The 25292-nt window shown below is 63.6% G+C and carries 24 protein-coding genes; 18 read left to right on the top strand and 6 right to left on the bottom strand.

All coding sequences use genetic code 11. The features are described from left to right. Nucleotide 1: 1 nt before the first annotated feature. From I6F38_RS05715 to I6F38_RS05705, 3 genes are all read right to left on the bottom strand, one after another. Complete coding sequence (locus I6F38_RS05715; RefSeq protein ID WP_225159397.1) at nucleotides 2-2113, bottom strand: SMP-30/gluconolactonase/LRE family protein; 2112 nt, start codon at nucleotides 2111-2113, stop codon at nucleotides 2-4. A gap of 115 nt (nucleotides 2114-2228) precedes the next feature. After that, nucleotides 2229-3251 (bottom strand): sugar ABC transporter substrate-binding protein, encoded by a 1023-nt coding sequence (locus tag I6F38_RS05710; protein WP_225159396.1) that lies wholly within the window; start codon nucleotides 3249-3251, stop codon nucleotides 2229-2231. Nucleotides 3252-3310: 59 nt separating this feature from the next. Beyond that, nucleotides 3311-4297, bottom strand: a complete 987-nt coding sequence (locus tag I6F38_RS05705) for an ABC transporter permease (protein ID WP_092084499.1) — start codon at nucleotides 4295-4297, stop codon at nucleotides 3311-3313. A gap of 345 nt (nucleotides 4298-4642) precedes the next feature. Here I6F38_RS05705 and I6F38_RS05700 point away from each other — a divergent pair, with 345 nt between their 5' ends. Beyond that, on the top strand, nucleotides 4643-5215 hold the full coding sequence (locus I6F38_RS05700; RefSeq protein WP_225159395.1) for an alpha-ketoglutarate-dependent dioxygenase AlkB: 573 nt from the start codon (nucleotides 4643-4645) through the stop codon (nucleotides 5213-5215). Between the two features lie 214 nt (nucleotides 5216-5429). Here the strand turns inward: I6F38_RS05700 and I6F38_RS05695 are convergent, their stop codons facing one another. Both I6F38_RS05695 and I6F38_RS05690 read right to left on the bottom strand, forming a co-directional pair. Continuing rightward, nucleotides 5430-5702, bottom strand: a complete 273-nt coding sequence (locus I6F38_RS05695) for a DUF2312 domain-containing protein (RefSeq protein WP_016842183.1) — start codon at nucleotides 5700-5702, stop codon at nucleotides 5430-5432. A 109-nt stretch (nucleotides 5703-5811) separates the two neighbouring features. Continuing rightward, entirely contained in the window at nucleotides 5812-6423 is a 612-nt protein-coding gene (locus tag I6F38_RS05690; protein ID WP_225159394.1) for an exopolysaccharide biosynthesis protein, read from the bottom strand. A 66-nt stretch (nucleotides 6424-6489) separates the two neighbouring features. Here I6F38_RS05690 and I6F38_RS05685 point away from each other — a divergent pair, with 66 nt between their 5' ends. Then, nucleotides 6490-7020 carry a hypothetical protein gene (locus tag I6F38_RS05685; RefSeq protein WP_225159393.1) on the top strand — a complete coding sequence of 177 codons (531 nt, stop codon included), beginning with the start codon at nucleotides 6490-6492 and terminating at the stop codon, nucleotides 7018-7020. A gap of 8 nt (nucleotides 7021-7028) precedes the next feature. Continuing rightward, the gene (locus I6F38_RS05680) at nucleotides 7029-7391 is read left to right on the top strand and encodes a hypothetical protein (protein ID WP_225159392.1); all 363 of its coding nucleotides are present in this window, start codon (nucleotides 7029-7031) and stop codon (nucleotides 7389-7391) included. A 102-nt stretch (nucleotides 7392-7493) separates the two neighbouring features. Here the strand turns inward: I6F38_RS05680 and I6F38_RS05675 are convergent, their stop codons facing one another. After that, nucleotides 7494-8414 (bottom strand): LysR substrate-binding domain-containing protein, encoded by a 921-nt coding sequence (locus tag I6F38_RS05675; RefSeq protein WP_092084505.1) that lies wholly within the window; start codon nucleotides 8412-8414, stop codon nucleotides 7494-7496. Nucleotides 8415-8514: 100 nt separating this feature from the next. Between I6F38_RS05675 and I6F38_RS05670 the strand changes: the two genes are divergently transcribed. The 15 genes from I6F38_RS05670 to torT all read left to right on the top strand — a co-directional run bounded on the left by I6F38_RS05670 (nucleotide 8515) and on the right by torT (nucleotide 25227). Next, nucleotides 8515-9285, top strand: coding sequence for an ABC transporter ATP-binding protein (locus I6F38_RS05670; protein WP_225159391.1), 771 nt, complete (start codon nucleotides 8515-8517; stop codon nucleotides 9283-9285). Continuing rightward, complete coding sequence (locus I6F38_RS05665) at nucleotides 9282-10004, top strand: ABC transporter ATP-binding protein (RefSeq protein ID WP_225159390.1); 723 nt, start codon at nucleotides 9282-9284, stop codon at nucleotides 10002-10004. Before I6F38_RS05670 ends, I6F38_RS05665 begins: the two co-directional genes overlap by 4 nt. 1 nt (nucleotide 10005) lies before the next feature. Further along, nucleotides 10006-10920 (top strand): branched-chain amino acid ABC transporter permease, encoded by a 915-nt coding sequence (locus I6F38_RS05660; RefSeq protein ID WP_225159389.1) that lies wholly within the window; start codon nucleotides 10006-10008, stop codon nucleotides 10918-10920. Nucleotides 10921-10923: 3 nt separating this feature from the next. Further along, on the top strand, nucleotides 10924-11997 hold the full coding sequence (locus I6F38_RS05655; protein ID WP_225159388.1) for a branched-chain amino acid ABC transporter permease: 1074 nt from the start codon (nucleotides 10924-10926) through the stop codon (nucleotides 11995-11997). Nucleotides 11998-12028: 31 nt separating this feature from the next. After that, nucleotides 12029-13216, top strand: coding sequence for an ABC transporter substrate-binding protein (locus tag I6F38_RS05650; RefSeq protein WP_225159387.1), 1188 nt, complete (start codon nucleotides 12029-12031; stop codon nucleotides 13214-13216). An 89-nt stretch (nucleotides 13217-13305) separates the two neighbouring features. Continuing rightward, complete coding sequence (gene pxpA, locus I6F38_RS05645; protein ID WP_028345053.1) at nucleotides 13306-14034, top strand: 5-oxoprolinase subunit PxpA; 729 nt, start codon at nucleotides 13306-13308, stop codon at nucleotides 14032-14034. Between the two features lie 38 nt (nucleotides 14035-14072). Continuing rightward, nucleotides 14073-14315, top strand: coding sequence for an acetyl-CoA carboxylase (locus I6F38_RS05640; protein ID WP_018270951.1), 243 nt, complete (start codon nucleotides 14073-14075; stop codon nucleotides 14313-14315). A gap of 16 nt (nucleotides 14316-14331) precedes the next feature. Beyond that, the gene (locus I6F38_RS05635) at nucleotides 14332-15732 is read left to right on the top strand and encodes an acetyl-CoA carboxylase biotin carboxylase subunit (protein ID WP_225159386.1); all 1401 of its coding nucleotides are present in this window, start codon (nucleotides 14332-14334) and stop codon (nucleotides 15730-15732) included. Nucleotides 15733-15774: 42 nt separating this feature from the next. Continuing rightward, a complete protein-coding gene (locus tag I6F38_RS05630; RefSeq protein ID WP_225159385.1) occupies nucleotides 15775-16650 on the top strand; it encodes an allophanate hydrolase subunit 1 in 876 nt (291 codons plus the stop codon). Further along, on the top strand, nucleotides 16640-17617 hold the full coding sequence (locus tag I6F38_RS05625; RefSeq protein ID WP_225159384.1) for a biotin-dependent carboxyltransferase family protein: 978 nt from the start codon (nucleotides 16640-16642) through the stop codon (nucleotides 17615-17617). Before I6F38_RS05630 ends, I6F38_RS05625 begins: the two co-directional genes overlap by 11 nt. 216 nt (nucleotides 17618-17833) lie before the next feature. After that, nucleotides 17834-18799 (top strand): LysR family transcriptional regulator, encoded by a 966-nt coding sequence (locus tag I6F38_RS05620; RefSeq protein ID WP_092084526.1) that lies wholly within the window; start codon nucleotides 17834-17836, stop codon nucleotides 18797-18799. 106 nt (nucleotides 18800-18905) lie between these two features. Next, nucleotides 18906-19865, top strand: coding sequence for a helix-turn-helix domain-containing protein (locus tag I6F38_RS05615; RefSeq protein ID WP_225159383.1), 960 nt, complete (start codon nucleotides 18906-18908; stop codon nucleotides 19863-19865). A gap of 165 nt (nucleotides 19866-20030) precedes the next feature. Further along, nucleotides 20031-22058: a hydantoinase/oxoprolinase family protein gene (locus tag I6F38_RS05610; RefSeq protein WP_225159382.1), complete on the top strand. Its 2028-nt coding sequence runs from the start codon at nucleotides 20031-20033 to the stop codon at nucleotides 22056-22058. Nucleotides 22059-22061: 3 nt separating this feature from the next. Then, on the top strand, nucleotides 22062-24023 hold the full coding sequence (locus I6F38_RS05605; RefSeq protein ID WP_225159381.1) for a hydantoinase B/oxoprolinase family protein: 1962 nt from the start codon (nucleotides 22062-22064) through the stop codon (nucleotides 24021-24023). 103 nt (nucleotides 24024-24126) lie between these two features. After that, nucleotides 24127-25227: a TMAO reductase system periplasmic protein TorT gene (gene torT, locus I6F38_RS05600; RefSeq protein WP_225159380.1), complete on the top strand. Its 1101-nt coding sequence runs from the start codon at nucleotides 24127-24129 to the stop codon at nucleotides 25225-25227. Nucleotides 25228-25292 lie beyond the last annotated feature (65 nt).

The following is a 25292-nucleotide window of genomic DNA, read 5'->3' as shown; positions in this document are numbered from 1 at the left end:
CTCAGGCCCCTCCCCAATAGGACTTGTGCGCTTCCCAGGTCGGGTCGGCGTCCTGCAGGCGGATACGGCCGATGCGGTTGTTCTCCAGACCGCCGATATAGAGATGGCCCTTGTGTTCACGGACCGAGGTGATGGTCGGATGCGAAAGCCCGCCCGGATCCCAGAGCGATTCCGTCACCACGCCGTTGTCGTCGAACTTGACCACGCAGCCGTAGTTGATGCCGGGGCACAGCCACTCGTCCGGCGGGATCTGCTTGACCATGCGGGTACGGAAAACAGGGTTGCGCATCGCAAGGTCGTAGACCGGCGTGCGCAGGCCGACGAAAGCGAGCCAATACTTGCCGTCGGATGCGCGGTTGATGTTGTCGCAATAGCCCGGAAGGTTGTCGATCAGGATTTCGCTGGTGCCCGCCTTCGGGCCGGCGATCCAGAAGCGGTTGATCTGGCATAGCCAGGTGCTCGCCCACAGCACCGACTGACCGTCATGCGAAATGCAGATGCCGTTCGGGAACGTCAGGTTCTTGAGGACCGTCCTGGTGGTGCCGGTGTTCGGATCGTGGCAGATCAGCCGGCCGTTGCCGCGCCCCTCAAAGCCGTCGAGCGCCCAGTCGGTCAGTTCATAGCGGGTCGAGGCCTCGCTGAAATAGATCTTGCCATCTGGCGCGACGTCGAGATCGTCAGCGAGATAGAGCCGCGAGTCGTCCTTGAGGCGCGTACGCGTGCGCGTGGTGCGGTCGGTGACCTTGAAGACCGAGCGATCGGGCTTCACGCCGTAAACGCCCATGCCCGCGATGCAGACGAGGAGGTTCTGATCCCGATCGAACGCCAACCCGAGCGGCCGGCCGCCGATGCGCGCGAACTCTTCGCGCACGGTATAGTCAGGTGCGAGAAAGCGGATGATCGAGCCATTGCGGTTGACGGTGTAGAGGTTGTCCTTGCGGTCAAGGATGATGTCTTCCGGGCCCTCGATCATGTTGAGCGCGATCGCTTCCGCGTTCTTCAGGCGGTCGTTCTCCGCGAACGGCGTGCCGCTGCCCCGCTCGACCGACGGCGGCGGCTCGAAATCAACCCAGCTTGGGGTGACATAGACCTTTTGCAGCACCTTGCCCTTGTTCTTGACCCACTTCACGTTGAAGCCGACCGCAAGCAGCAGGATGATGCCGATGATGGCGGTCGTCAGGTTGCCGGAGATGCCGAGCCGAACCATGCCGCTGGTGAGCATGAAGATGATCGCCGCGCCCATGACGGCGCGCGCGATGGTACCGCGGCCGCCGGCCAGGCTGATGCCGCCGAGCACCACCGCGGCCAGCGCGTTGATCTCCCAGCCGACGCCGGTGTCGGTGCCCGAGCTGCTCTGCCGCGCGGCATAGAGGATTCCCGCCAGCGCCGCGATCGCGCCCGACATCACATAGGCCGAGAACAGCACGCGCTTGACGTTGACGCCGGCGTGGCGGGCCGCCTTGCGGCTCGACCCGACCGCCATGATGTGGACGCCGGGCTTGATGCGCGTGAGAAAGAAGTGGGTTCCGACCGCAAGCAGGATCAGCACCAGCATGTTGAAGGGAATGCCGAGAACCCTACCCGAGCCCATGAAGTCCCAGGTACTGGACCCGCTGTCGATGCTCGCGAGTTCGTTCGTGAACGCAACCGTCACCTTGTTGTAGGCGGCGCGGACGATGATGAGGACGACCAGCGTCGTCAGGAACGGCCGGGTCTTGCCGTAGGCAATCAGGCCGCCGTTGATCGCGCCCATCGCCGCGCCGAACAGGACGACAAGCACGATGGTCACCGGCAGCGGCAGCCCGAGGATGAGATACAGATAGAGCGCGAGAAAGTTCGACATCGCGAACACCGCGCCGACCGACAGGTCGATGCCGCCCGACAGCACGGAGAAAGCCATCGCGACCGCGACCATGCCCTGCTCCGCGAAATTCCGCATCAGTTCCTGCAGGCTGCCCGCCGTCAGGTAGCGCGGGATCATGATCGCGAAGGCCAGGAAAACCGCGATCGTCAGCGTGAATGGAATGATCGGCTCCATCCAGCGCTTCTCAAGCAGTTCGCCCAGGAACAACTGGGGCGAATGGCGGTGCCAGGCTCGTTGCAGGCTCTTCATCAACAGACTCCGGCGGGCTCGGCGCAGCAGCGGCCGAACGGCGGGACGACACGGGGGATTTGGATCGACAGCTCCGGCCTGCCCGCGCCGCGGTGGGCGCGGGCGCCGGAACGACTTACTTCGCGCCCTTCGGGATGCTGAAGCAGTACATGCGATCGTCCTTCGACTTCACCCAGGCGGGGGTCGTGTAATAGGCGATGTTCTTCGCGCCCGGCTTGTCGCCGCTCTGCAACAGCGCAATCACCGCGTCGGCGATGGTCTGGCCCTGCACGTCGGCGCGATACGACAGGTTTGCGGAGAACGCGCCTTGCTCGAGCAGATCGCAATCGGCAGGCTGGCCGTCGCTGGCGACGAACACCTTCACCTTGTCGCCCATGTTGGCCGCCTTGATCGCCTGCGCCGCGCCCGCGGTTTGCGGTCCCCAGACGCTGAGGATCCCGCACAGCTTGGGATGCTGCTGCAACACGGTTGTCGTGATGTCGCCGGCCTTGTTGGCGTCCCAGCTGGTCGGCTGCGACGATACGACCTTGATCGACGGGTCGGTCTTGAACACTTCCATCGCGCCATTCTTCATGTCGAGCGAATAGGCCGCGGTCGCCTCGCCTTCAAGGATCGCAACCTCGCCGGAGCCCTTGCCGCCGCCACACTGATTGATGACCTCGCGCGCGATCTTGGTGCCGAGATCCTTGGCATCGACGCCGACATAGGCATCGGTCAGGGTATTCGATGCCATGTTGACCTGCACGACATAGATGCCCGCATCCATCGCACGCTTCAGCTCCTTGGCGAGCAGCGTGACGTTCGGATTTTGCACCACGATCACATCGGGCTTGTCGTTGATATAGTCGCTGACGGTCTGAAGCTGGATGTCAGACTTCATGTTGGCGTCGCGGGTGACGAGCTTGATGCCGTAATCGTCGAAACGATCTTTCATCACGCGCGTCCATTCGGATTCCAGAACGCCCATCCAAACCGGCGACCAGGCCACCGTCTTGCCCTTGAGCGACTTGTCGAATTTCTCGCGCAGCTGGTCGCGCGGCCCGGCCGCCTGCGATGGCGCCGCCACCAGCGCGGCGGTTGCCACCAGCGCGGCCAGCCCGATGCCGGCAAACGCCCTTCTGTGCACAGCTTTCGTCATGTCAATTCCTCCCCTGTTATGTCGGCCGACTGTTGCGGCCCGTTGGTTGATGCAGAGCTTTAATCGCCCTGCTTCGACGTCTCCTCGTCGCGCGGATGCAGCCGGGAATCGAGCAGGATCGCGATCAGCAGCACGACACCCTTGACGATGTTCTGGGTCTGCACGTCCATGTCCATGATGGTCATGCCATTCAGCAGCACGCCGATCAGCAGCGTTCCGGCGATGACGCTCATCACGTTGCCGCGGCCGCCGACGAGGCTGACGCCGCCGAGCACCACAACCATGATGACGTCGAAAATGATCGTCGATTCCGCGACCTGGAGATGCATCAGCGCCGTCTGCGCGACCATCACGACACCGCCGACATACCCGATCGCGGCGCACAGCGCGTACTCGATCATGGTCAGCGGGCGGGTCGGCAGACCGGTCTGACGCGCGGCGTCGGGATTGTCGCCATGGGCATAGACGAAGCGCCCGGTCACGGTGCGCGACAGGAAAAGATGCACCACGACCGCGGTGGCCGCGAAGATCAGGATCGAGATCGGAACGCCGCCCCAGATGTTGCCGCCGAGCCGCAGGAATTCGTCATGCCCCTTGGAAAGATAGACGACATAGTGCTGCACCGCTGTGGTGCGCACGATCCCCAGCACCGCAAGGCTCGACGCCAGCGTCGTCAGCAACGGCGGCATCTCGATCACCGAGATCAGAAACCCGTTCAGGATGCCGATGGCGATCGCCATCACGAAGCCGATCAGCAGCGCGACCGGCGTCGCGTAGCCCGAGTTCATCAGGATGATCGCGATCGCGGTGGAAGCGGCAAAGGAGGCGACTTGCGACAGATCCAGTCCACGCCCGATCACGACCACCGCCATGCCGAGCGCGAGAATGCCGAGTATCGAAATATTGCGCGCCAGCGCGAACAGATTGCCCAGCGTCAGGAAGCCCTTCAGGAAGATCGAAAAAATGACGATCAGGACCGCGCACATCACCAGCACGGCCGTCGTCTGCGTCAATTTCGCCCCGCGCGCGCCCGAACTGCCGGTCACCGGGTCCTCCCAGGACTGATTTTATTGTGGGCGGAAATTGAACAGAATGTATCCAGAAGTCAATCTCCGTATCCAAGATTTGGACAGCAAGTGGTTTGACCACAGGATAAACTCGCGCACGAAACTCAAATAACTATTTGTAATTACATTGGTATACGCATCGTAGGGCAACCACAATCGAGGCGCATTTTCCGAGTTCGATCAACTTTTTGAAGCCGGCATCGCGATATTGGATACATTCGGCTCAGCGCGACCTGACGGCCGGTTTAAATTCCGTCTCGGCGCGCCCATATTCGTGACAGGTTCGCAAACACTGACGGCACCAGATTGTCCGAACAATTGTCGATGTTCGATGCGCCCGCCGCAGGACCGGGTCTGCACTACGCGCCGGATTTCATCTCCAAAGCGACCGAGGGCGAACTCATCCGCCACATCCGGGCACTTCCGCTTGCCCCCTTCCAGTTCGGACAGTTCGAAGGCAAGCGCCGCGTGGCTTCGTTCGACTACCGGTACGACTATGGGTCGCGCCGACTGGAATGTGCCGAACCGATCCCCTTCTGGCTAAGCGGCATCATCGCCGCTATCCAATCCTTCGGCGGCGCGTCGACCGAGATCGGGCAGATCCTGTGCACCGAGTATGATCGCGGCGTCGGTATCGGCTGGCACCGCGACAAGCCGCATTTCGACAGGATTTTCGGACTGTCCCTGGGATCCGCATGCAAGTTCCGCTTTCGACGCCGGACGGAAAACGGATGGGAGCGGTTCACGCTCGATGCGGCGCCCCGATCACTCTATCTGATGACCGGTGATGCACGGCAGATATGGGAGCACAGCATTCCGCCGGTCGAGGCCCCCAGATACTCGATCACCTTTCGAACCATGGTCGAAACGGCGCGGGGCGCCAAAGCGTCGCGATGACCTTGGATTGCCGGTTCCAGCGATCCGCTGCGCATCGCCGCATCAACCCTGATCGAGCGCTACTTCGATCCGATCGGAAGACGCAATCATGAGCGGAAGGTGCGACCAACGCCGCGCGAGTGGTTGATGGGACGGGGGCGGACGAACTTGGGAAGTTCGTCCGCCGAGAGATCGCGCGTCCCCGGATTCGATCGCGGGGAACGCAGCGGGCGTCTCACGCCGCTTTCGCGGCAGCCTTGTCGGCCGGTGCCGTTTCCATGGCGCGCATATAGAGATCGAGCAGCGATTCGCGCTCGTCGCGCTCATCCTGATCCTGCTTTCGCAGTTTGACGATCTCCTTGAGGATCTTCACGTCGAAACCCTCACCCTTGGCTTCCGAAAAAACTTCCTTCTTCTGCTCGTTCAGTTCCTGCAGTTCAGCGTCCAGATTCTCGATCCGCTCGATGAAGGAACGAATTTTTCCGCCGGGAATGGTGATGTCAGACATGGTACCTCTTTGTTGAATGAGGCGGTGAAAATGAAAGCAAAGTGATAACCAATGTCTTAAGCTTCATCGGTTCCTGTAGCGCATCTATCCCGCGGCTTGCCGCGGTATTTCAGACCGCGATCCAGCTGATCACGGCCGCGGCCGACGTCCAGAGCGTCCATCCAAGGCCAAGCAGGGACATCACCGCGGCCGCCATTGCTACGGCCAGCAGCAGACCATCTTCCTGCAGGTAAGCGATCGCGATCAGGACGACCACAATCCCGGGAATGACATTGACCAGAGGCAGGGGCCAGCCCGCCAGCAGACCCAGCAGGAACACGACCAAGCCAACAAGCCGGTCAGTCACGTCATGGCGCGCGTTCCAGCGCGGCCGGCTGATGTTCTCGATCGCGCGCAGCAGCGGGCCCGCCCTGACGGTGAACCGCTTGAATCGCTTGAAGTCGAACGGCCGCTTCGACAGGAAGCGAGGAAAAGATGGAGCACTGTGCCCCAACATCATCTCGACCGCCGGAAACAGGAGGGCCAGCGTCGCAATTGTGGCCACGCCGGGGACGATCACAAGCAGCCCCAGCAACAGCAGGAGCAGCCCGAACGAGCGCCTGTCCAGATGGCTGAGGAGCCATTCGAGGTCGACGGGGCCGTCAGGTGCTTGCGCGACGAGTTCTTCGAGGAGCTGGGAAGTACGGGTAGGCGCTGAGCGGGGAACGGGCAAATGAAGCATTACCCGGTAACATGGTCGAACTCCGTGTCGATTGCAACGAATGCCAGAGGCGCCTAGGAAGCATTGATGGACAACGATTCCGACCAGGCGTGGCACGGCCATGCGCCGAACAGCCCCCTGCCCGCCGGTCGCCGCCGCTGGCCATGGTTTCTTCTGATCATCGTCGTCGCCCTTGTCGGCGCCGGCAGCGTCTACGCTTGGCCCGAAGTCGCGGCATTGGTCCCCGCCATCAGCCACGAATCGTCCGGCGGAGCGATGACGACGAGCGACAAGGAGGCGTTGCCAACTCTCCTCGCGGCCCAACAGAAGCTCGAGGAAGACCTCGCCGCACTCGATCGGTCAGTAGCCGACGGGCAGGCGCAGTTGAAGGCCATTACCGACCAGTTGGCGGTCCTGACCTCGAAGGTCGAAGAGTTGCAGCATCTGCCCCCGCCGGCAGCGCCGCCGCCACCTGTTACGGCCGAGGTGCCGCGTGCCCCGATCGCGCCAACTACCCCGCAGCCGAGAAAGCCGCCGCCTCGGGCCGCCAGGCCTTCAGGTCCCGTTTCGATTGGCGGCGCACCGCTCAATGCCGCGCCCGGCAGCATGGCCCGTTGAGCTCAGAAATGCCCCAAACCGCATTCCGATTTTTGGCTTGGGGTTTGATCCTCGGCCTCTTCATCGTCACCGATACGACGATGGCATTTCGTCCCCACACGTTGATATCGCCAAACGCCGATCGCTTTGCCGCGCTCTTCGTTGTCGGAGCCGTCTTTTCGCTCGCCTATCCGAAGCATGTCCTGCCAATCCTGCTGGCACTGCTCGCCGTCATTGTCGGCTTCGAACTCATTCAAAAGCTGCTAGCCGGCAGGCATGGCTACATAAAAGACATATTCGTCAAAGGCGCCGGCTGTTGCGCAGGCGTTGTCGCCGCCACTGCCCTGAGACGCGCGCTTTCAGCAATGTCCAAGCCGACAGGTACCTCCTGACGTCCTGCGCCGCCTTTGCCCTGTTCGACGTTGGAGCAGAGGCACGTGTCGGCAACCTTCGGCCCAATCCATCATCAAACCTGCCTTGGCAGGGCAAGTCCGCTATTCAAATTGGACCGGCTCGGATCCAGGATAGGAATGGGCGACGAACTCGCAGAACGCGCGAGCCGCCGGAGAAAGCTTCGCCTTGTCCTTCCAGGCAAGCCCGACATCCATGGTGTGGACATCGTCATCGAGCGTCTTGAGATCGATGCGATGGCCTTCGAGCGACCAGGGACGGTAGACCATGTCGGACAGGATGGTAATTCCCATGCCGGTTGCGACCATGCTGCGAACTGCTTCGACCGACAGGGTCCGGAAGATGACGTTCGGCACGTACGCCGTATGCTGCCAGTAACGCATCGCGGAGCGTTCGGCTTCATCGACGGTCAACATCAGATAGGGCTCGCTCACCAGGTCCGCCAGCTTGATGCTGTCCTTGCGAAGCAACGGATGATTGACGCAAGTCCACAAGCGACGCGGCGAGCGCAACAAGAGCCGCGAGCGAATGGAGTGCCGGTCATGCAAGTTCGCAACCAGCATGATGGCCGCATCGACGCTACCGCTGATCAAGCTCTGCTCGATCGCGTCGCGCGGAAACTCGTGGAGACGCACCGTGATGCCCGGGAATGACCGCCAGAAGCGCGACAACAAGGGCGGCAGGAAATATCCGGCGATGGTGTAGCTGACGGCGACATCGACGGTGCCATCCACCTGCATTCCCCAGCGATGCGGCCCGCGTATCGCATCCGATACGCTGGCCTCGATGGCGCGGGCACGCTGCAAGAACTCCCGTCCGTCAAAGGTCAGCGTCACGCCGTTCGAGTGACGGTCGAACAGCTTGTGGCCGAGCTCGGCCTCGAGCGCCTTGATGGACGCGGTGACCGCAGATTGCGTCACGCTGAGCGCCGCCGCGGCGGCCGAAACGCGCCCGGTCTCGGCGGTTGCGATGAAATGCCGAACCTGACGGAACGTCAGAGACATAAAAATTTCCGATATCAGCGAACGATATTTCGAATTTTACAATCCCCCGGCGGACCGGAAAAATCAATCCATCGGTTCGCGAGTGAGAGGCATTGAGGTCATGTCCGATGGTTTGGAGTTGGTCGCTCGCGATATCAGCGTCCAATTCGAAGGCCTGAAGGCGCTGTCCAACGTGACCTTGAGCGTACCGCGGGGACGTATCGTCGGACTGATCGGCCCGAACGGAGCCGGCAAGACCACCCTTATTAATGTGCTGACGGGTTTCCAGCCGGTTGGCGCCGGAACCGTGGAACTCGAAGGCGAGACGCTGAGTGGCATTGCAGCGCACAAGCTGCGCCGCAAAGGCGTGGCGCGGACCTTCCAGTCGGGCCGACTTTTCCGCGACCTGCCGGTGATGGACAACCTTGAGGTCACCGGCGTCGGCCTGGGCCAATCCCGTCCGGAGGCGATTGGTGAAGCCGAGCGCGTCATGGCTTGGCTCGGCATTTTGCATCTGTCCAACACCATCGCCGGCGCCCTGCCCTATACCGACGAGCGCCGCGTCGCGATCGGCCGCGCCATCATGTGCACACCGCGCTATCTGCTGCTCGACGAACCGGCGGCAGGAATGTCGGAGCATGAGAGCCGCGAACTTGCCGCCATCATCCGGCGGATCGCCGGCGAGCTCAATGTCGGGGTGCTGCTGATCGAGCACAATATCGGCCTCGTGCTCGAGCTCTGCGAGCGGATCTACGTCCTCGATTCCGGCGAGGTCATCGAAGCCGGCCCGCCCGCTCAGATCCGTGACAGCGATGCGGTGCGGCACGCCTATATGGGCACGCAGCGCGACGAGCTGCTTCCGGTCGCCGCCGAAGAGGCCGTCGCGTCATGACGCTGCTTGCCGTCGACGACATCACCGTCAGCTATGGCCGCCTGACGGCTCTCCGCGGCCTGACGCTGAAGATCGACGAAGGCGAAATCCTGTTCGTGACCGGCCCGAACGGCGCTGGCAAGTCGACCTTGCTCAACGCCATCGCGGGCGTCGTGCCACCGGGCTCCGGGTCCATCATGATCGACGGCGCAAAGATCACGGGTGCCGCACCCGAAGACATCGCCCGGCGCGGATTCTCCCTGGTTCCGGAGGGACGCAATGTCTTTGGCGCGCTGACGATCGAGGAAAATCTGAAGGTCGGAACCGGCATGCGCGCCGACCGCAAGAAGATCGCCGACGATCTGGATCAGGTCTACGAGGAATTCCCGATGCTGGCCGAGCGCCGCCACACCCCGGCGGGCATGCTCTCCGGCGGCCAGCAGCAGATGCTCGTCATTGGCCGCGCCCTGATGGCCGCGCCCCGCATCATGGCGATCGACGAGCCGTCGCTCGGCCTTGCGCCAAAGATCATCGACCAGGTCTACGAGATCCTGGTGCGGCTGCGGACGCAGCGCAAGCTCACCCTCCTGATCGTCGAGCAGAGCTCGACACGCGCCATGATGACGGGCGGACGGATGGTCCTGATCCGCGGCGGCCGCATCGTGCTCGAGGGCCCTGCGGCCGATATGGTCAGGGATGATCGTCTGAAGCAGTCCTATTTCGGCTTCGGAGATCATTGAGATGCGCGAGCTGCTCCAGATCATCTTCGATGCCCTAAGCCTCGGCAGCCTCTACGCTCTTGGTGCGCTCGGCATCGCCCTGATCTTCGGCGTGATGCGGCTCGTCAACTTCGCCCACGGCGATTTTATCGCGTTTTGCGTCTTCGCCATGCTGTGGCCGTCGATCGATGCGGCGGCGATCGTCTTTGCCGGGCAGCTACCGTTCTATCTGCTGATCCCGCTGCTGCTGTTGGTCGGAGCCGCGCTGTCGATCCTGTCGGAGATCGTCGTCTTCCGCCGCTTCCGCAATGCCAATCCGGCGACGATGATGATCGCATCCTTCGCACTCGGCTTCGTGATCCGGCATCTCCTGCTGATGCTGTTTTCCAGCCGGCCGAAGTCAATCACGCTGTGGCCGAGCCTCGGCCTGCCGGTCGAATTCCTCGGCGCTCACATCCCGATGCTCCAGGTCGTGACCATCATCATCACGCTGGCCGTGCTGGTGGTCCTCGTCCTGTTCCTCAAGCGCACGCGCTACGGGCTCGAGATGCGCGCGGCCGCCGACAATTTCACCATGGCGCGCATGCTCGGGGTCCGCGCCAACGGCGTGATCCTGCTGGCCTTCGCCATCAGCGGCATGCTGGCGGCGGCGATCGGCCTGATCCTGGCGACCAATTCCGGCACCGCCGACATCGGCATGGGCGCCAACGTGATGCTGATCGCGTTCATCGCGACCGTGATCGGCGGCCTCGGCAGCATTCCCGGCGCCGTTGCCGCCGGCTTCCTGATCGGTGCGGCCAGCGTCGTGTTCCAGGCGACCCTGCCACACGACGCCAGGGTATTCCGCGACGCCTTCGTCTACGGCGCCGTCATCGTCGTCCTTCTGGTGCGGCCGCAGGGCCTGTTCGCACCGAAATCCGCCAAGCAGAGGGTCTGATCGATGTCGCAGCGGCCGTCCGTCATCCGGCAAACGATCATCACGCCGATCGTGCTGATCGTGGCGCTGCTCATCATGGCCGCCCTCTCCCATCAATTCGGCAGCCGGGCCTTCAACCGCACCGTGGTCGAGATGTTCATCAACATCATGGTGGTGGTCGGGCTCTACGTCTTCGTCGGCAATTCGGGCCTGCTGTCGTTCGGCCATATCAGCTTCATGTGCCTCGGCGCCTACATGACCGCCTGGCTCACGATTCCGCCGGTGATGAAGTCGATCACGCTCAAGGGCCTGCCGGCGTGGCTGCTCCACGCGCAACTGCCGATGTGGGTAGCGACGCCGATATCCGGACTGTTTGCGGCACTGTTCGCGCTGATCGTCGGCCGCGTCATCATGCGCCTGTCGGGCATCGCCGCCTCGATTGCGACCTTCGGCCTGCTCGGCGTCATCAACAATGTCTATTCAAACTGGGATTCGGTGACGGGCGGACAGGGTTCGATCGTCGGCATTCCGCCCACCATGAATGTCTGGACTGGATGGATCGGCGGCGCCGTGGCCATCGCGATCGCCTATCTCTACTCGATCTCGCGCTCCGGGCTGGCACTTCGCGCCACGCGAGACGAAGCCGTCGCGGCCAGCGCCTCCGGCATTGACATCGTCCGCGAACGGTTGATCGCCTTCGTCGTCAGCGCGTTCATCATCGGGCTCGCCGGCGCGCTGTACGCGCATTTCCTGAGCATCGTCAATCCCGGCGCATTCTATCTGCGGACGACGTTCATCACGCTGTCGATGCTGGTGGTTGGCGGCATGTACAGCCTCAGCGGAGCCGTCTCGGGCGTGGTCGCGATCTCCGTGTTGATCGAGCTGTTCCGCAATCTCGAGAAGGGCATCAGCCTCGGCGGTCACACCGTCGGCCTGCCGAACGGTGTCCAGGAGATCGCGATCGGCATCATCACCATCGCGATCCTGATGTATTTGCCGACGGGACTGACCCGCAACCAGGAATTCTCCTGGCGTCGATGGCCGTTGCAGCGCCGCCTGACGCCACCGGTCCAGACCGCGCTGAAGGAACTGCACTGACGCTTGTTTGTACAATTGGAGGAGTGGGGATATGCGCTTTACGACATTACTCAGCATCTTGGCCGGAGCATCCGCGCTCTGGTTCACGCCTGCCCGGGCAGCCAACGAGATCGTTGTTGGGTTTGCGACCGCGGCATCCGGATTCATGCAAGCCTACGACAAGCCGGCGCAGGACGCGGCACTGATCCGGATCGAGGAGATCAACAAGGCCGGCGGCCTGCTCGGCAAGAAGATCAAGCCCGTCTTTGCCGACACCAAGACCGATCAGGCCGAGGGTGCCAAGGCCGGCCTTGCGGTGCTCGACCAGGGTGCCGACCTCGTCATCGTCTCCTGCGACTACGATTTCGGCGCGCCCGCGGCGCTACAGGCGCAGGCTGCCGGCAAGGTTTCCTTCTTCCTCTGCGCCGAATCGATCAAGGCCGGCATCCCCGGCATCGGCCCGTTCTCGTTCTCGGCCTCGGTGCTGGCACCGGTGCAGGGAGCGACCATGTCGGAATGGGCTTACACCAAGAAGAACGCGCGCAGCTTCTATCGGCTGCTCGACAGCTGGACCGTCTACAACAAGGGCATCTGCGACGGCTTCGACTGGATGCTGCCGCGCCTCAAGGAGGCCAAGCTGGTCGGCAGCGACACCTTCAAGAACGACGATGCCTCGATCGCTTCGCAGATCACGCGCATCAAGAGCCTGCCGAAGGAGCCTGACGCTATCATGCTCTGCACGATGATGCCGGGCGCTGTCTCCGCCATCAAGCAGATCCGCGCCGCCGGCATCAAGTCGATGATCCTCAACGGGTCGGGTGTCGACGGCAGCTACTGGATGAACGCCGTTCCCGACCTCTCGAACTTTTACGTCCCGGTGCAGGGCTCGGTCTATGGCGACGATCCGAACCCGAAGGTCAACGAGTTCAACAAGAAGTACAAGGAGGTCACCGGCGGTGACCCCTCCAGCCAGTACGTCTATCCGGGTTACGTCCTGATCGACGTCTGGGCCAAGGCGGTCGAACGCGCCAAATCGACCGATGCGGCAGCCGTCGTGGCCGAGCTCGAGAAGATGAACAACGAGTCCACGCTGTTCGGGCCGCGCACCTTCACCAAGGACATCCACCACCAGAACCAGGGTCGTTACCTGATCGTCGACACCGAGGCCGGCAAGCCGCAGGTGATCGACCAGTGGACGATCTCGGAGAAGATCCCGCTCGACTATCTGGTGTCCAAGTAACCCGGCAATGCACCGCCCTGGGTGCGCCAGTCATACCCGGGGCGGCCTTCGCCGGTCATATGCAAAGCCAGTTGGAAGGAAATCAGGAGATGGTCGTGATCAACTGCGACATGGGCGAGGCCTACGGCCTCTACAAGATGGGCGACGACAAGGCATTGATGCCTCATATCGACGTCGCGAACGTCGCCTGCGGCTTTCATGCCTCCGACTTCAATCACATGCGCAAGACCGTGCAGCTCGCCAAGCAATTTGGCGTCAAGGTCGGGGCGCACCCGTCGCTGCCCGATCTGCAGGGATTTGGTCGCCGGGAGATGAAGATCGACCGCGAAGAGCTGGCCAATTGCCTGCTCTATCAGATCGGCGCACTCAAGGCCTTCCTGGATGCCGAAGGCATGGCGCTCAATCACATCAAGCCGCACGGCGCACTTTACGGCATGGCATCGCGCAACGAGGAGATCGCCGAAGCCGTGGCTGATGCCGCCGACGTCTACAAGGTGCCGTTGCTCGGCATGAAGGGAACGTTGCACCAGAAGGTCTACGAGCGGCGCGGTCATGCCTTCGTCGCCGAATACTATGCCGACCTCGACTACAATGCCGACGGCAGCCTGATCATCACCCGCGAGCACGAGGCGAAGGATCCGGCCGACGCCGCCACCCGATGCGCAAGGGCGGTCAATGAAGGCAAGACGCGCACGGTGGCCGGAAACGACATCGTGGTCGGCTCCGATTCGATCTGCATCCACTCCGACACGCCGAACGCCGTCGCCATCGCCGAAGCCGTCCGCGAGGCGGTGCGCCCTTATCTCACCGCGCGCTGAACCGTCGCGACAACGAACCAATACACTACGAGGAAACAATGGCAACGCAGCAGATCTTCTCGCCGCTCCCAGGCATCTTTTATCGCAAGCCCGCGCCCGACAAGCCGGTCTACAAGAACGACGGCGACGCCGTCGCCGAGAGCGACACGATCGGGCTTATCGAGGTGATGAAATCGTTCAACGAGGTGAAAGCCGGCATCGCCGGCAAGATCGTCCGCTTCCTGGCCGAGAATGAAGATGCCGTGATGGCCGGCCAGCCGATCGCCGAAATCGACGTTTAGGGCTCTCCGACCAGCCATGGCGATCAAGAAGCTCCTCATAGCCAATCGCGGCGAGATCGCGGTGCGCATCATCCGTGCGGCGCGCGATCTCGGCATTGCAACCGTGCAGGTCTACAGCAAGGCCGACCAGGATTCGCTCGCGGTCAGGCTCGCCAACGAGGCGGTCGATATCGGTCCGCCGCAGGCGTCGAAATCCTATCTCAACCAGGCGGCGATCCTCGCCGCGGCGCGGAACACTGGCGCCGACGCTATCCATCCCGGCTACGGCTTCCTGGCCGAGAACGCGGAGTTCGCCGCCGCAGTCGAAGCGGCGGGATTGATCTTTGTCGGTCCGACCGCGCAATCGATCCGGCTGATGGGCGACAAGGTCGCAGCACGTGAGGCCGCCGCCGCGGCCGGCGTGCCGACCGTCCCCGGCAGCCAGGGGCGGCTGGAGTCGGCGGAAGCGGCCTTCGCGCTGGTCGAGAAAACCGGCTTCCCCGTGATGATCAAGGCTGCCGCCGGAGGCGGCGGACGCGGCATCCGCATCGCACGGTCGCCCGAGGAGTTTCAGCATCTGATGCCGCAGGCACAGGCCGAGGCGCTCGCGGCCTTTGGCGACGGCGGGCTTTACGTCGAAAAGCTGATCGAAGGCGCGCGGCATATCGAGGTGCAGGTGCTCGGCGACGGACACGACGTGATCCATTGCTTCGAACGCGAATGCTCTTTGCAGCGCCGCCGCCAGAAGGTCTGGGAAGAAGCCCCCTCGCCCTCGCTCACCCAGGCTGTGCGGGAGAGGCTCTGCACCTCGGCCGTGGCACTCGCCAGAGCGGTCAATTATCGCGGCGCCGGGACGCTCGAATACCTCTACGACGACGCCACCGGCGAATTCTACTTCCTGGAGATGAACACCCGCATCCAGGTCGAGCATCCGGTCACGGAGATGATCACGGGCATCGACCTCGTCCGCGAGATGATCCGGATCGCCGGCGGCGAACGCTTGCGCTTCAGCCAGAACGAGATGCGCGTCAGCGGCCATTCGATCGAGGTCCGTATCAACGCCGAGGATCCCGCCAGAAACTTCCTGCCGAACCCGGGCACGGTGAGCGCGCTCAGCCTGCCCGTCGGCGACGGCGTTCGCTTCGACAGCATGCTCTATCAGGGCTACACGGTGCCTCCCTTCTACGACAGCCTGCTCGGCAAGCTGATCGTGCACGACAAGGATCGGCCGAGCGCCATGAAGAAACTCGAGCGCGCGCTTGCCGAGCTCACCGTCGAAGGCATTTTCACGACCAAACCCCTGCACCAGGCGCTGGCGCGCGACGCCGACGTCCAGGCTGGACGCTTCAATACGGCATGGCTCGAACCCTGGCTTGAGTCCCATGCCGCCGCCCTTGCCACCGCTCAGCCGCCATCAGCCGCGAAGGTCGCCTCATGATGGCGAGAGAATCCGCCCCGTCAGCAACAGGAGGCCGCTAGCATGCAAACTCGATTTTCCTTCGGCGGCGATGAGCACATTTTCGCCGAGGTCGGCGAAGCGATGTCGCTCGAGGCCTTTTTCAAGAGCCTGTTCATCACCAATGCGGTGCGCGATGCCAGGATCAAGGGTGTCACCGAGATCTGTCCGGCGAACGCGTCCTATCAGGTCAAGTTCGATCCGGAGCGGATCAGGCCCGACGATCTGCTCGCCGAGCTGAAGCGGCTGGATTCCGCATCCGAGAAATCAGAACCGGTGATCAAGACGCGGATCATCGAGATTCCCGTGCTCTACAACGACCCCTGGACCCGCGAGACCTTGATGCGCTTCCGCGAGCGTCACCAGGATCCTGACGGAACCGACCTCGAATACGCCGCGCGGATCAACGGCCTCGACAGCGTCGATGCCTTCATCAAGGCGCATTCCAGCGCGCCCTGGTTCGTCTCGATGGTCGGCTTCGTCGCCGGCCTGCCCTTCCTCTACCAGATGGTCGAGCGCAAGCGGCAGCTTCAGGCCCCGAAATATCTGCGCCCGCGCACGGATACGCCGAAGCTCACCGTCGGACATGGCGGCTGTTTCAGCTGCATCTATTCGGTGCGCGGCGCCGGCGGTTACCAGATGTTCGGCATCACGCCGATGCCGATCTATGATCCCAATCAGACCATCAGCTATTTGCGCGACTTCATGTGCCTGTTCAAACCGGGCGACATCGTGAAATGGAAACCGATCGACCGGGCAGCCTATGACGCCGCGGTCGCCGACGTCGACGCCGGCCGGTTTGCGCCTGTAATCCGCGACGTCTCGTTCTCGTTGACCGAGTTCAACCGCGACATTGATGGCTACAACAGCAAGCTCGATGGAGTTCTCCATGGCCGTTAGGGTTTTGAAGCCGGGTCTTGCGACCACCGTCCAGGACCTCGGACGTCCCGGCTATTATCACATCGGCATCCCGCTCTCCGGCGGCATGGACCGTCACGCGCTGGTCGCCGCAAATCTGCTCGTCGGCAATGATGCAGGCGCAGCCGTGCTTGAAGCGGTGTTCATGGGGCCCGAGCTCGAATTCACCGAGGACGCCACGGTCGCCGTCACCGGCGCGGAGCTGCCGCCAAAACTCGACGGCGAGCCGCGCGAGACCTGGACCAGCTTCAAGGTGAAGCGTGGCCAGATTCTCTCCTTCGACTTCCTCAAGCGAGGCGCACGCGGCTACATCGCGGTGGCCGGCGGCATCGATGTGCCCGTGGTGCTCGGCTCGCGATCGACCTACGCACTCGGTGCGCTCGGCGGCTTCAAGGGCCGCAAGCTCGAGGCCGGCGACGAATTGCCGGTCGGCCATGCCAGCGCGACGGTCAAGGACGGCCGCACCATCGCCAACGATTTACGCGGACAACCGGCGGGAATGCCAACGGAGCTGCGCGCAATGCCCGGCCTCTATTGGCACCGCATCACCGAGGCCGCCGGCAGCGGGTTCTTCTCCGACACCTGGAAGGTCGCGCCGGAAGCGGACCGCATCGGCTACCGCTTCAAGGGTGGCAAGCCGCTCGAATTCGTTCCGCGCGAACCGCCGTTCGGCGCCGGCTCGGATCCGTCCAACATCACCGATGCCTGCTATCCCTACGGCTCGATCCAGGTTCCCGGCGGCACCGAGCCGATCGTGCTGCATCGCGACGCCGTATCCGGCGGCGGCTACTTCATGGTCGGCACCGTGATCGCCGCGGACATGGATTTGATCGGTCAGCTCCAGCCCAACACGCCGGTGAAGTTCGTCAAGGTCGACATGGATCAGGCGCTTGCGGCACGCAAGAGCCGGACCGAGCTGCTGGGCAAGCTTCGCAGCGCCATGGCGTAATCGCGAGGGGACCGCCGCATCTGCCAACGGACCTCGGCCGCGGGCGCGGAGCGATCGCGCTTGGTCAAGTCTAAACCTGTGGCTGTCGATTGCGCGCCCGCACATCTGAGGTCTGTGCCACGGCGTGCTGTCCGCCGGACGGCACGAGAGTTGCAGCGGACAGATTCGGGCTGAGAAACACTGCTCATGAGTTGTGCAAACATCGGAACAACCGCGATGTCCGTTTCTCTGAAACAGATCCGCTACTTCGTCGCCGCCGCCGAGACCGGGCGGATCAGCCAGGCGGCCATCGATCTCAACGTCTCGCAATCCGCGGTCACCGCGGCGATCCAGCAGCTCGAGGCCACCGTCTGCGCCCGCTTGCTGGAGCGCGCGCCGAACGGCGTAACCGTCACCATGGAGGGCAGCCGCTTCCTTTCCCAGGGCCGTCATATCCTCGCCGCCGTCGCCGAGGCGGTGCGCGACACGCAGATGTCCGCCGGCCCCCTGTTCGGGACGATCCGCGTCGGCGTCACTTACACCGTGTCGGGCTACTTCCTGCCGCGTCATCAGATGCGCTTCAAGGCGAGTTTCCCCGGAATCACGATCGAGCTGTTCGAGGCGCCGCGCGACGTGCTCGAACGCGCACTCGTCGATGGTGCGCTCGACCTCGCGGTGATGCTGGTCTCGAACCTGCGCGACAACGCCATGCTCACCAGCGAGACCTTGCTGCGATCGCCGCGCCGGCTGTGGCTTGCGCCCGAGCATCCCCTGACCCGTGCCGAGCGGGTCCACCTCGCTGACGTCGCGACCTATCCCTATGTCATGCTCACGGTCGACGAGGCCAAGCACACCTCGATGCGCTATTGGAACAACGCTTCACTCGAACCGAAGACGGTGTTCCGTACCTCCTCGGTCGAAGCCGTTCGCTCCATGGTCGCCGGCGGCATGGGGATCGCCATTCTGTCCGACCTGATCTACCGGCCCTGGTCGCTGGAGGGGCAGCGGATCGAGACCCGCGTCATCGAGGACGAGGTGCCCAGCATGGACATCGGTCTTGCATGGCGTCGCGACACCAAGCCATCGGAGGCTGCGATGGCTTTCCGCGATTTCATGCGCTTTGCGGTTGCCGGCGTCGGACCGGCCCGGCCACCGGTCAGCATGGACCACCGACATCAGGCCGAGGAGGCCATCGAAATCTAGAATATCAGTTTCCGTTTTATTCGACTTGACGCCGTCCGGCTGTCCTCGCCAAACTTTGACCCGGGGACACGACGACCGGAGGCACAGCCGGCGGCGGGAGTGAGACATGCAAGTCACCTACACGACCAACGACATCCCGTTGCAGACCCGCCGCCAATACTGGCAGGAAGTCGTCTCGAAGACCTATTACTCGCTCGACCTGCGATTCCCGAGCACGCGCGACTTCAATGCGCGCCTCGGCGCCTGGTCGATGGGCCCTGTCTCGGTGTCCCGCAACATCGCCAACGGCCTGCTGTACAAGCGGCATGAGCGGCATCTCCTGAGCGAGCGGGAGGAATCCTTCCTGATCACGGTGCCCGAACTCGCCGAAATCCGTTTCGAGCAGGACGGTAAGGTGGTGCATTGCCGCCCGGGCGCGTTCCTGATCGAGCGCAGCCACCTACCCTACGAGTTCAGCCATCAGGATCCGACGGCGCTGTGGTGTCTGAAGATCCCGAGCGCGGTGCTGCGCGCCCGCATTTCCCGGCCCGAGCGCCTCGCGACGCTGCAATTCGACGCCAGCCGCAGCGTCGGCGCGCTGTTCGTCGACACGCTGCGCCTGTCCGGTGAACGTATCGAGGAAATGGACGAGACGGCGCGCGCGATGATGGGCAAGCATCTGATCGAGCTGCTTGCGATGGCCATTGAATCCGACGACCGTGTGTTGACCGGTCACTCGTCCTCCGTGCGCAACGGCCATCTGCTGCGTTGCGAGCAGTTCATCCGGGCCCGCCTCGACGATATGCGGCTGACGCCGCAGATGATCGCCGACGGCTGCGGCATCTCGCTGCGCTATTTGCACCAGATCTTCGAGGGCGAAGGCCTGACCGTCTGCGCCTATATCCGCAACCAGCGCCTTTCAATGTGCGACGCCCTGCTGCGCGATGCGAACTGCCGCAAGAGCATTTCGGAAATCGCCTATCAATGGGGCTTTGCCGACCAGGCGCAGTTCAGCCGCAATTATCGCGGCCGGTTCGGATGCACCCCGAGCGAGGCGCGCGCGATTTCGCGCACCGCCAACTCCTGATGACTGGCCTGCTGATGGATTTTTAGGCACACCGCCGCCGGCCTGGGCATGTATGAGCACCGGCGCGGTTCGCTCTCTCGCACAAACCTTCCTGCGCTCAGCGTCAAGAACGGAAGCCGCCGCTCTGCCTAAGATCGGCGAAACGCTCGTTCGAAAGGAAGAGGCATGGCGCAGAACCTTCGTGTGGCCGTCGACGTCGGTGGCACCTTCACCGACATCTGCATCATGGACGAGACGACCGGTCTCGTGCGGATCGAGAAGACCTCCTCCACGCGCGACCCGATCGAAGGGATCATGGGCGGCGTATCCAAGGCCGGCATCGACCTGTCCAAGGTGGCGTTGTTCTCGCACGGCACCACGATCGCCACCAACGCGCTGATCACCCGCCGCCTGCCGCGCACCGCCGTGGTGACGACCAAGGGGTTCCGCGACGTCATCGAGATCCGGCGCGCCAACAAGGAAGACCTCTGGGACACTTACAAGGACGTGGTCAGGCCCTATGTGCCGCGGCGCGACCGCCTCACCGTGCCAGAACGCGTCGATGCTGCCGGCACGGTGATCGAGCCGCTCGACGTCGAAGCTGCGCGCAGCGTCGCACGCATCCTCAAGCGTCGCGGCGTCGCCGCGGTCGCGGTGTGCTTCATGAACGCCTATCTCAACGGCGCCAATGAGCGCGCCATGCGCGATATTCTGCTGGCGGAGATGCCCGACATTCCGGTCTCGATCTCCTCGCAGGTGCTTCCCGAAATCTTCGAGCACGAGCGGTTCTCGACGACGGTCGCCAATGCCGTGGTGAGCCCAGTCGTCGTCAACTACACGAGCCGGCTCGGCGAACGCCTCTCGGACGAGGGCTACACCCGCGATCTTCTGCTGCTGCACACCGGCGGCGGCGTGATGACGCCGGCGAGCGTGAAGGATTTCGCGGCGCGCCTTGCCGGCTCCGGCATCGCCGCCGGGGCCATAGCCAGCCGCCATATCGCCGGTCTTTGCGGTTTCCCCAATTCGATCGGCCTCGACATGGGCGGCACGTCGACCGACGTGTCGCTCGCCTATGAGGGCCAGTCGCGGATCACCAAGGACTGGCACATCGAGTTCGGCTATCCGATTCGCTTCGCATCGATCGAGGTGCTCACCATCGGTGCCGGCGGCGGCTCGCTGGCCTGGACCGATCCGGCCGGCTCGCTGCGCAACGGTCCGCAATCGGCCGGCGCCTATCCGGGACCGGCCTGCTACGGCAACGGCAATACGCAGCCGACCAACACCGATGCCAATGTGACGCTCGGTCGGCTTGGTACCGATCTCGCCGGCGGCAAGGTCAAGCTCGACCCCGAACTGGCGCGGCAAGCGGTCGAGGGCGGCGTCGCCAAGCCGTTCGGCCTCGGCCTGCATGAAGCCGCAGACGCAATCGTCAAGGTCGCCAATGCCAACATGTCGGATGCGGTGCGCCTGATCTCGATCAGTCGCGGCTACGATCCGCGCGACTTTGCGCTGGTGGCGTTCGGCGGCGCCGGTGCCCTGCATGGGGTCGACGTCGCACGCGAGCTGGCGATTCCCGTCGTGATCGTACCGCTCAATCCCGGCGTGACCTCAGCGCTCGGTTGCCTGCTCGTCGACATGCAGCACGATTTTTCGCAGAGCTGCATGGTCGACGCCGCCGAGGCCGACGCCGCCGAGATCGAGGCGCAGTTCGCGGAGCTCGAGAAAGCCGCGCTCGCACGGTTGACCCATGAGGGCGTCGCGCAGCAGGACATCGTGCTGCAGCGCTCGATCGACATGATGTATCGCGGCCAGTGGCGTTCGCTTGCCGTCAACGCGCCGCGGCCGATCGGCGCGATCGCCGATCTGGTGCAGAGCTTCCATGCCGAGCACCAGCGCGAGTACAATTTCCGCCGCGACAGCGCACCGGTCAGTTTCTTCCGTCTCAATCTGAAGGCAGTGGGGGTGGTCCCCAAGGCCGAGTTTGCTGTCCACGAGCCGACCGGCGCTAGCCCCGAGCCGGTCAGCCGCCGCAGGGTCTGGTTCGAGGGCAGCGGGCTCGATACACCCGTCTATCGGCGCGACGACCTGCCCTGCGGCTTCTCCTTCCAAGGCCCCGCGATCATCGAGCAGGTCGATGCCACCACTGTCGTCCCGCCCGGCGCCAGCGCCGAGGTCGACAAATATCTCAACATCATCATCCGCGTGAAGGAGTGAACCATGGCCGGAGCTCTCCCGCTCGACCCCGTGACCTTCGAGGTTCTGAAGAACTCCTTCATCACCAGCGTCGACCAGATGGGCGAGCAGGTCTTGAGGACCTGCTACTCCTTCGTCATCTACAATCGCGACTTCTCGAGCGCGCTGCATGACGCCAACGGCGAATGCGCGGCGCAGGGCAACCAGGACATCGCCGTCCACGTCGGCACGCTGCATTTCACCTGCAAGGATGTCATGCGCCATTTCGAAGACGATATGCAAGAGGGCGACGTTTTCGCCATCAACGATCCCTATGCCGGCGGCACGCACTTCTCCGACGTGCGGCTGATCCGTCCGATCTTCGCCGACGGCAAGATCATCGCTTTCAGCCAGTCCAACGGACACTGGTCCGACGTCGGCGGCAGCGTGCCGGGATCGTTCGACGTCGCCGCCCGCGAGATGTTCCGCGAGGGCCTGCGCATCACGCCGGTCCGCCTGTTCGACAAAAACGGCCTGCGCAAGGACGTCGCGCATCTGATCGCCTCGAACACGCGCGACCCGGCCTCGATCATCGGCGACATCCAGGCACAGGCCGAAGCCACCGCCGTCTGCGAACGCGAGATCCTGCGGCTGGTCGGCAAATATGGCCGCGACACCGTCGAGACCGGGCTTGCCGCCGTCCAGGACTATGTGGAGCGTTCGGCACGCCAACGCATCGCAGCGCTTCCTGACGGCGAATGGGAGACGGTCGATTTCATCGATCGCGATCCGGCTGGCGGCGAAGGCATGATCCCGATCCGCATCAAGATGACGATAAAGGGCGATCGCGCAATCTACGACTTCACCGGCAGCCATCCAACCATCGGCTCGATCTACAACTCGGCGTTCGGTGCAACCTTCTCTGCCGTAGCCGCCGGCATGAAGACTTTCTTCCCCGACCTGCCGCTCAATTCCGGTTTCTACCGCTGCTTCGAGATCATCGCCCCCGAAGGATCGATCGTCGACGCCAAATGGCCGATCGCGGTCACCGGCTTTCTGATGCCGTTCGAGAAGATCATGAACTCGATCTACGAAATGTGGTCGAAGCTGATGCCGGAGCGCGCGCTCGCTTGCGCGTTCAATCTCGAATATCTGCTCACCGGCGGGCTCGATGCCCGCAGCTCCGACAAGCCGATCTTCATGTTCTATGACTGGCTGCCCGGCGGCTGGGGCGGGCGCAACGGCAAGGATGGCAGCAATGTCACGACCGCCTGCTTCGGCACCGGCCTGATGTCCCAGCCGGTCGAAGGCCAGGAGCGCGCCAACCCGATCCTGACCACCGAATGCGAGATCCTCAAGGACTCTCCCGGCCCAGGCAAGTGGCGCGGCGGCGCCGGCGTGGTGAAGACGTCGCGGATGCTTCAGGCCGAGAAAACCGTGATCTCCTATATCTGCGACCGCGAGCGTGCGATCGTGTGGGGCATCGAGGGCGGCCTGCCGTCGATGCCCCACGGCCTGACCCTGAAGCGCGCCGGCAGCACGGCCGAGGAGCGGCTCGGCTCGATCTTCTCGGACGTCCCGATCGGCGAAGGCGACACTTTCTCGCGTCCGACTGCCGGCGGCGGCGGGTTTGGCGATCCGCTGGAGCGCGATCCGAACCTCGTCGTCGAGGATATCAAGGACGACTATGTCTCGGTCGAGCGTGCCGCCAAGGACTATGGCGTCGTGGTGCACACCATCGACGCCGAGCTCTGCAACTACGGGGTCGACAAGGTCGCGACCGAGGCGCTCCGTGCGAAGATCCGCTCCGAGCGCGTTGCCGATGTCCGGCTCGATCCGGAGCTGGTGGCGCGACGCTATCGCAGCGGGGCAATCGACGCGCTCGACGCGATCCGCAAGCACGCGGTGATCCTCGATTGGGGCACCGGTGCCTTGCTTCCCGAATCCACGCGCCAGTTCCGCGAGGTGTTCGAGCGGCGCTCGGTCGCAACGTGGAAAGCAGGCTGAATGCCATCGCCGGCCGCGACGCCGGCAAACCGCACAGAGCGTTCACGAAAAACTGGATCCGACACCGCCCCTCCACTTTCATTCGAGCCATGAGGATTGTGCTATGACGAGTACGACGTGCCTTTCCCCCAATCGAGTTTGGCCGATCCGCCCCGCGCTCGGCCTTGCCGCCGGCCTCGCCCTTGCCGCTGCGGTCGCGCCGGCCGCGGCCGAGACGCCGTGGTTTCCGATGAAGGTCTACGACGCGTCGTCCGGCACACCGAAGCCGGCCGAGTACACGCCGCTGCCGAAGGCCGAGAAGCCCTACAGGCTCTGCGTGCTGTTTCCGCACATGAAGGACAGTTTCTGGGTCGCCGTTGCCTATGGCATCGTCAAACAGGCCGAGGCGATGAACGTCAACATGAACCTCTACGAGGCCGGAGGTTACGAGAACCTGCCGAAACAGCTGTCGCAATTCGATGACTGCATGGCGAGCGGACCGGACGCCATCATCGTCGGCGCCATCTCCGGCGCAGGCCTCAGCAAGAAGTTCGAGGAAGCCAAGGCCAAGGGCGTGCCGGTCGTCGGCGTCACCAACCCGCTGCCGCCGAACGCGCTGCCCGCGGCCAACTACGTCGATTTCGTCGCCATGGGCGAAGTCACCGGCGACGGCCTGCTGGCGCAATCCAAGCCCGGCGACAAGCTCAACATCGTGACGTTCCCCGGTCCGGCCGGCTCTGGCTGGGCGGAGTCGTTCAACGAAGGCTTCAAGAAGGCCGTTGCCAAGAACCCGAATGCCAAGATTCTGGCTGAGAAATTCGGCGACTCCGGCGTCGCCGTGCAGCTTCAGCTCATTCAGGACGCCTTGCAGGCCTATCCCGGCATGAACGTGATCTGGGGCACCGCCCCCACAGCTGAAGCCGCCATCGGCGCCGTTGCCGAGGCCGGCCGAAGCGACCTGAAGATCGTATCGTCTTACGAAAACCAGGCCATGCTCGATGCGCTCAACCGCGGCGACATCCTCGCCTTCGCAACCCAGTATCCGGTCGGAGAAGGCGCCGTCGCGATCGATCAGGCAGTGCGTCTCATCGAGAAGAAGCCGGTCATGAGCCTTGTCCAGCCGATCGCCGCTGTCATCGACAAGACCACCGTACCGAAATTGCAGATGGACCTCGTGCTGGCTCCGGCGAGTTGGACACCGGTCTATTCGGTCAAGGCCAAGTAAGCCGCTCGCGAATGGTGCCGGGTGGGAGCACCTGCTCCCGCCCGTCTTGCTCACGGCCAACGGAG

It is taken from the genome of Bradyrhizobium sp. BRP56 (assembly GCF_020194035.1).
In the GTDB taxonomy this organism is placed as follows: domain Bacteria; phylum Pseudomonadota; class Alphaproteobacteria; order Rhizobiales; family Xanthobacteraceae; genus Bradyrhizobium; species Bradyrhizobium australafricanum.
The sequence above is the reverse complement of the archived record's forward strand: the minus strand, read 5'-3'. Positions and strand labels throughout refer to the sequence as shown.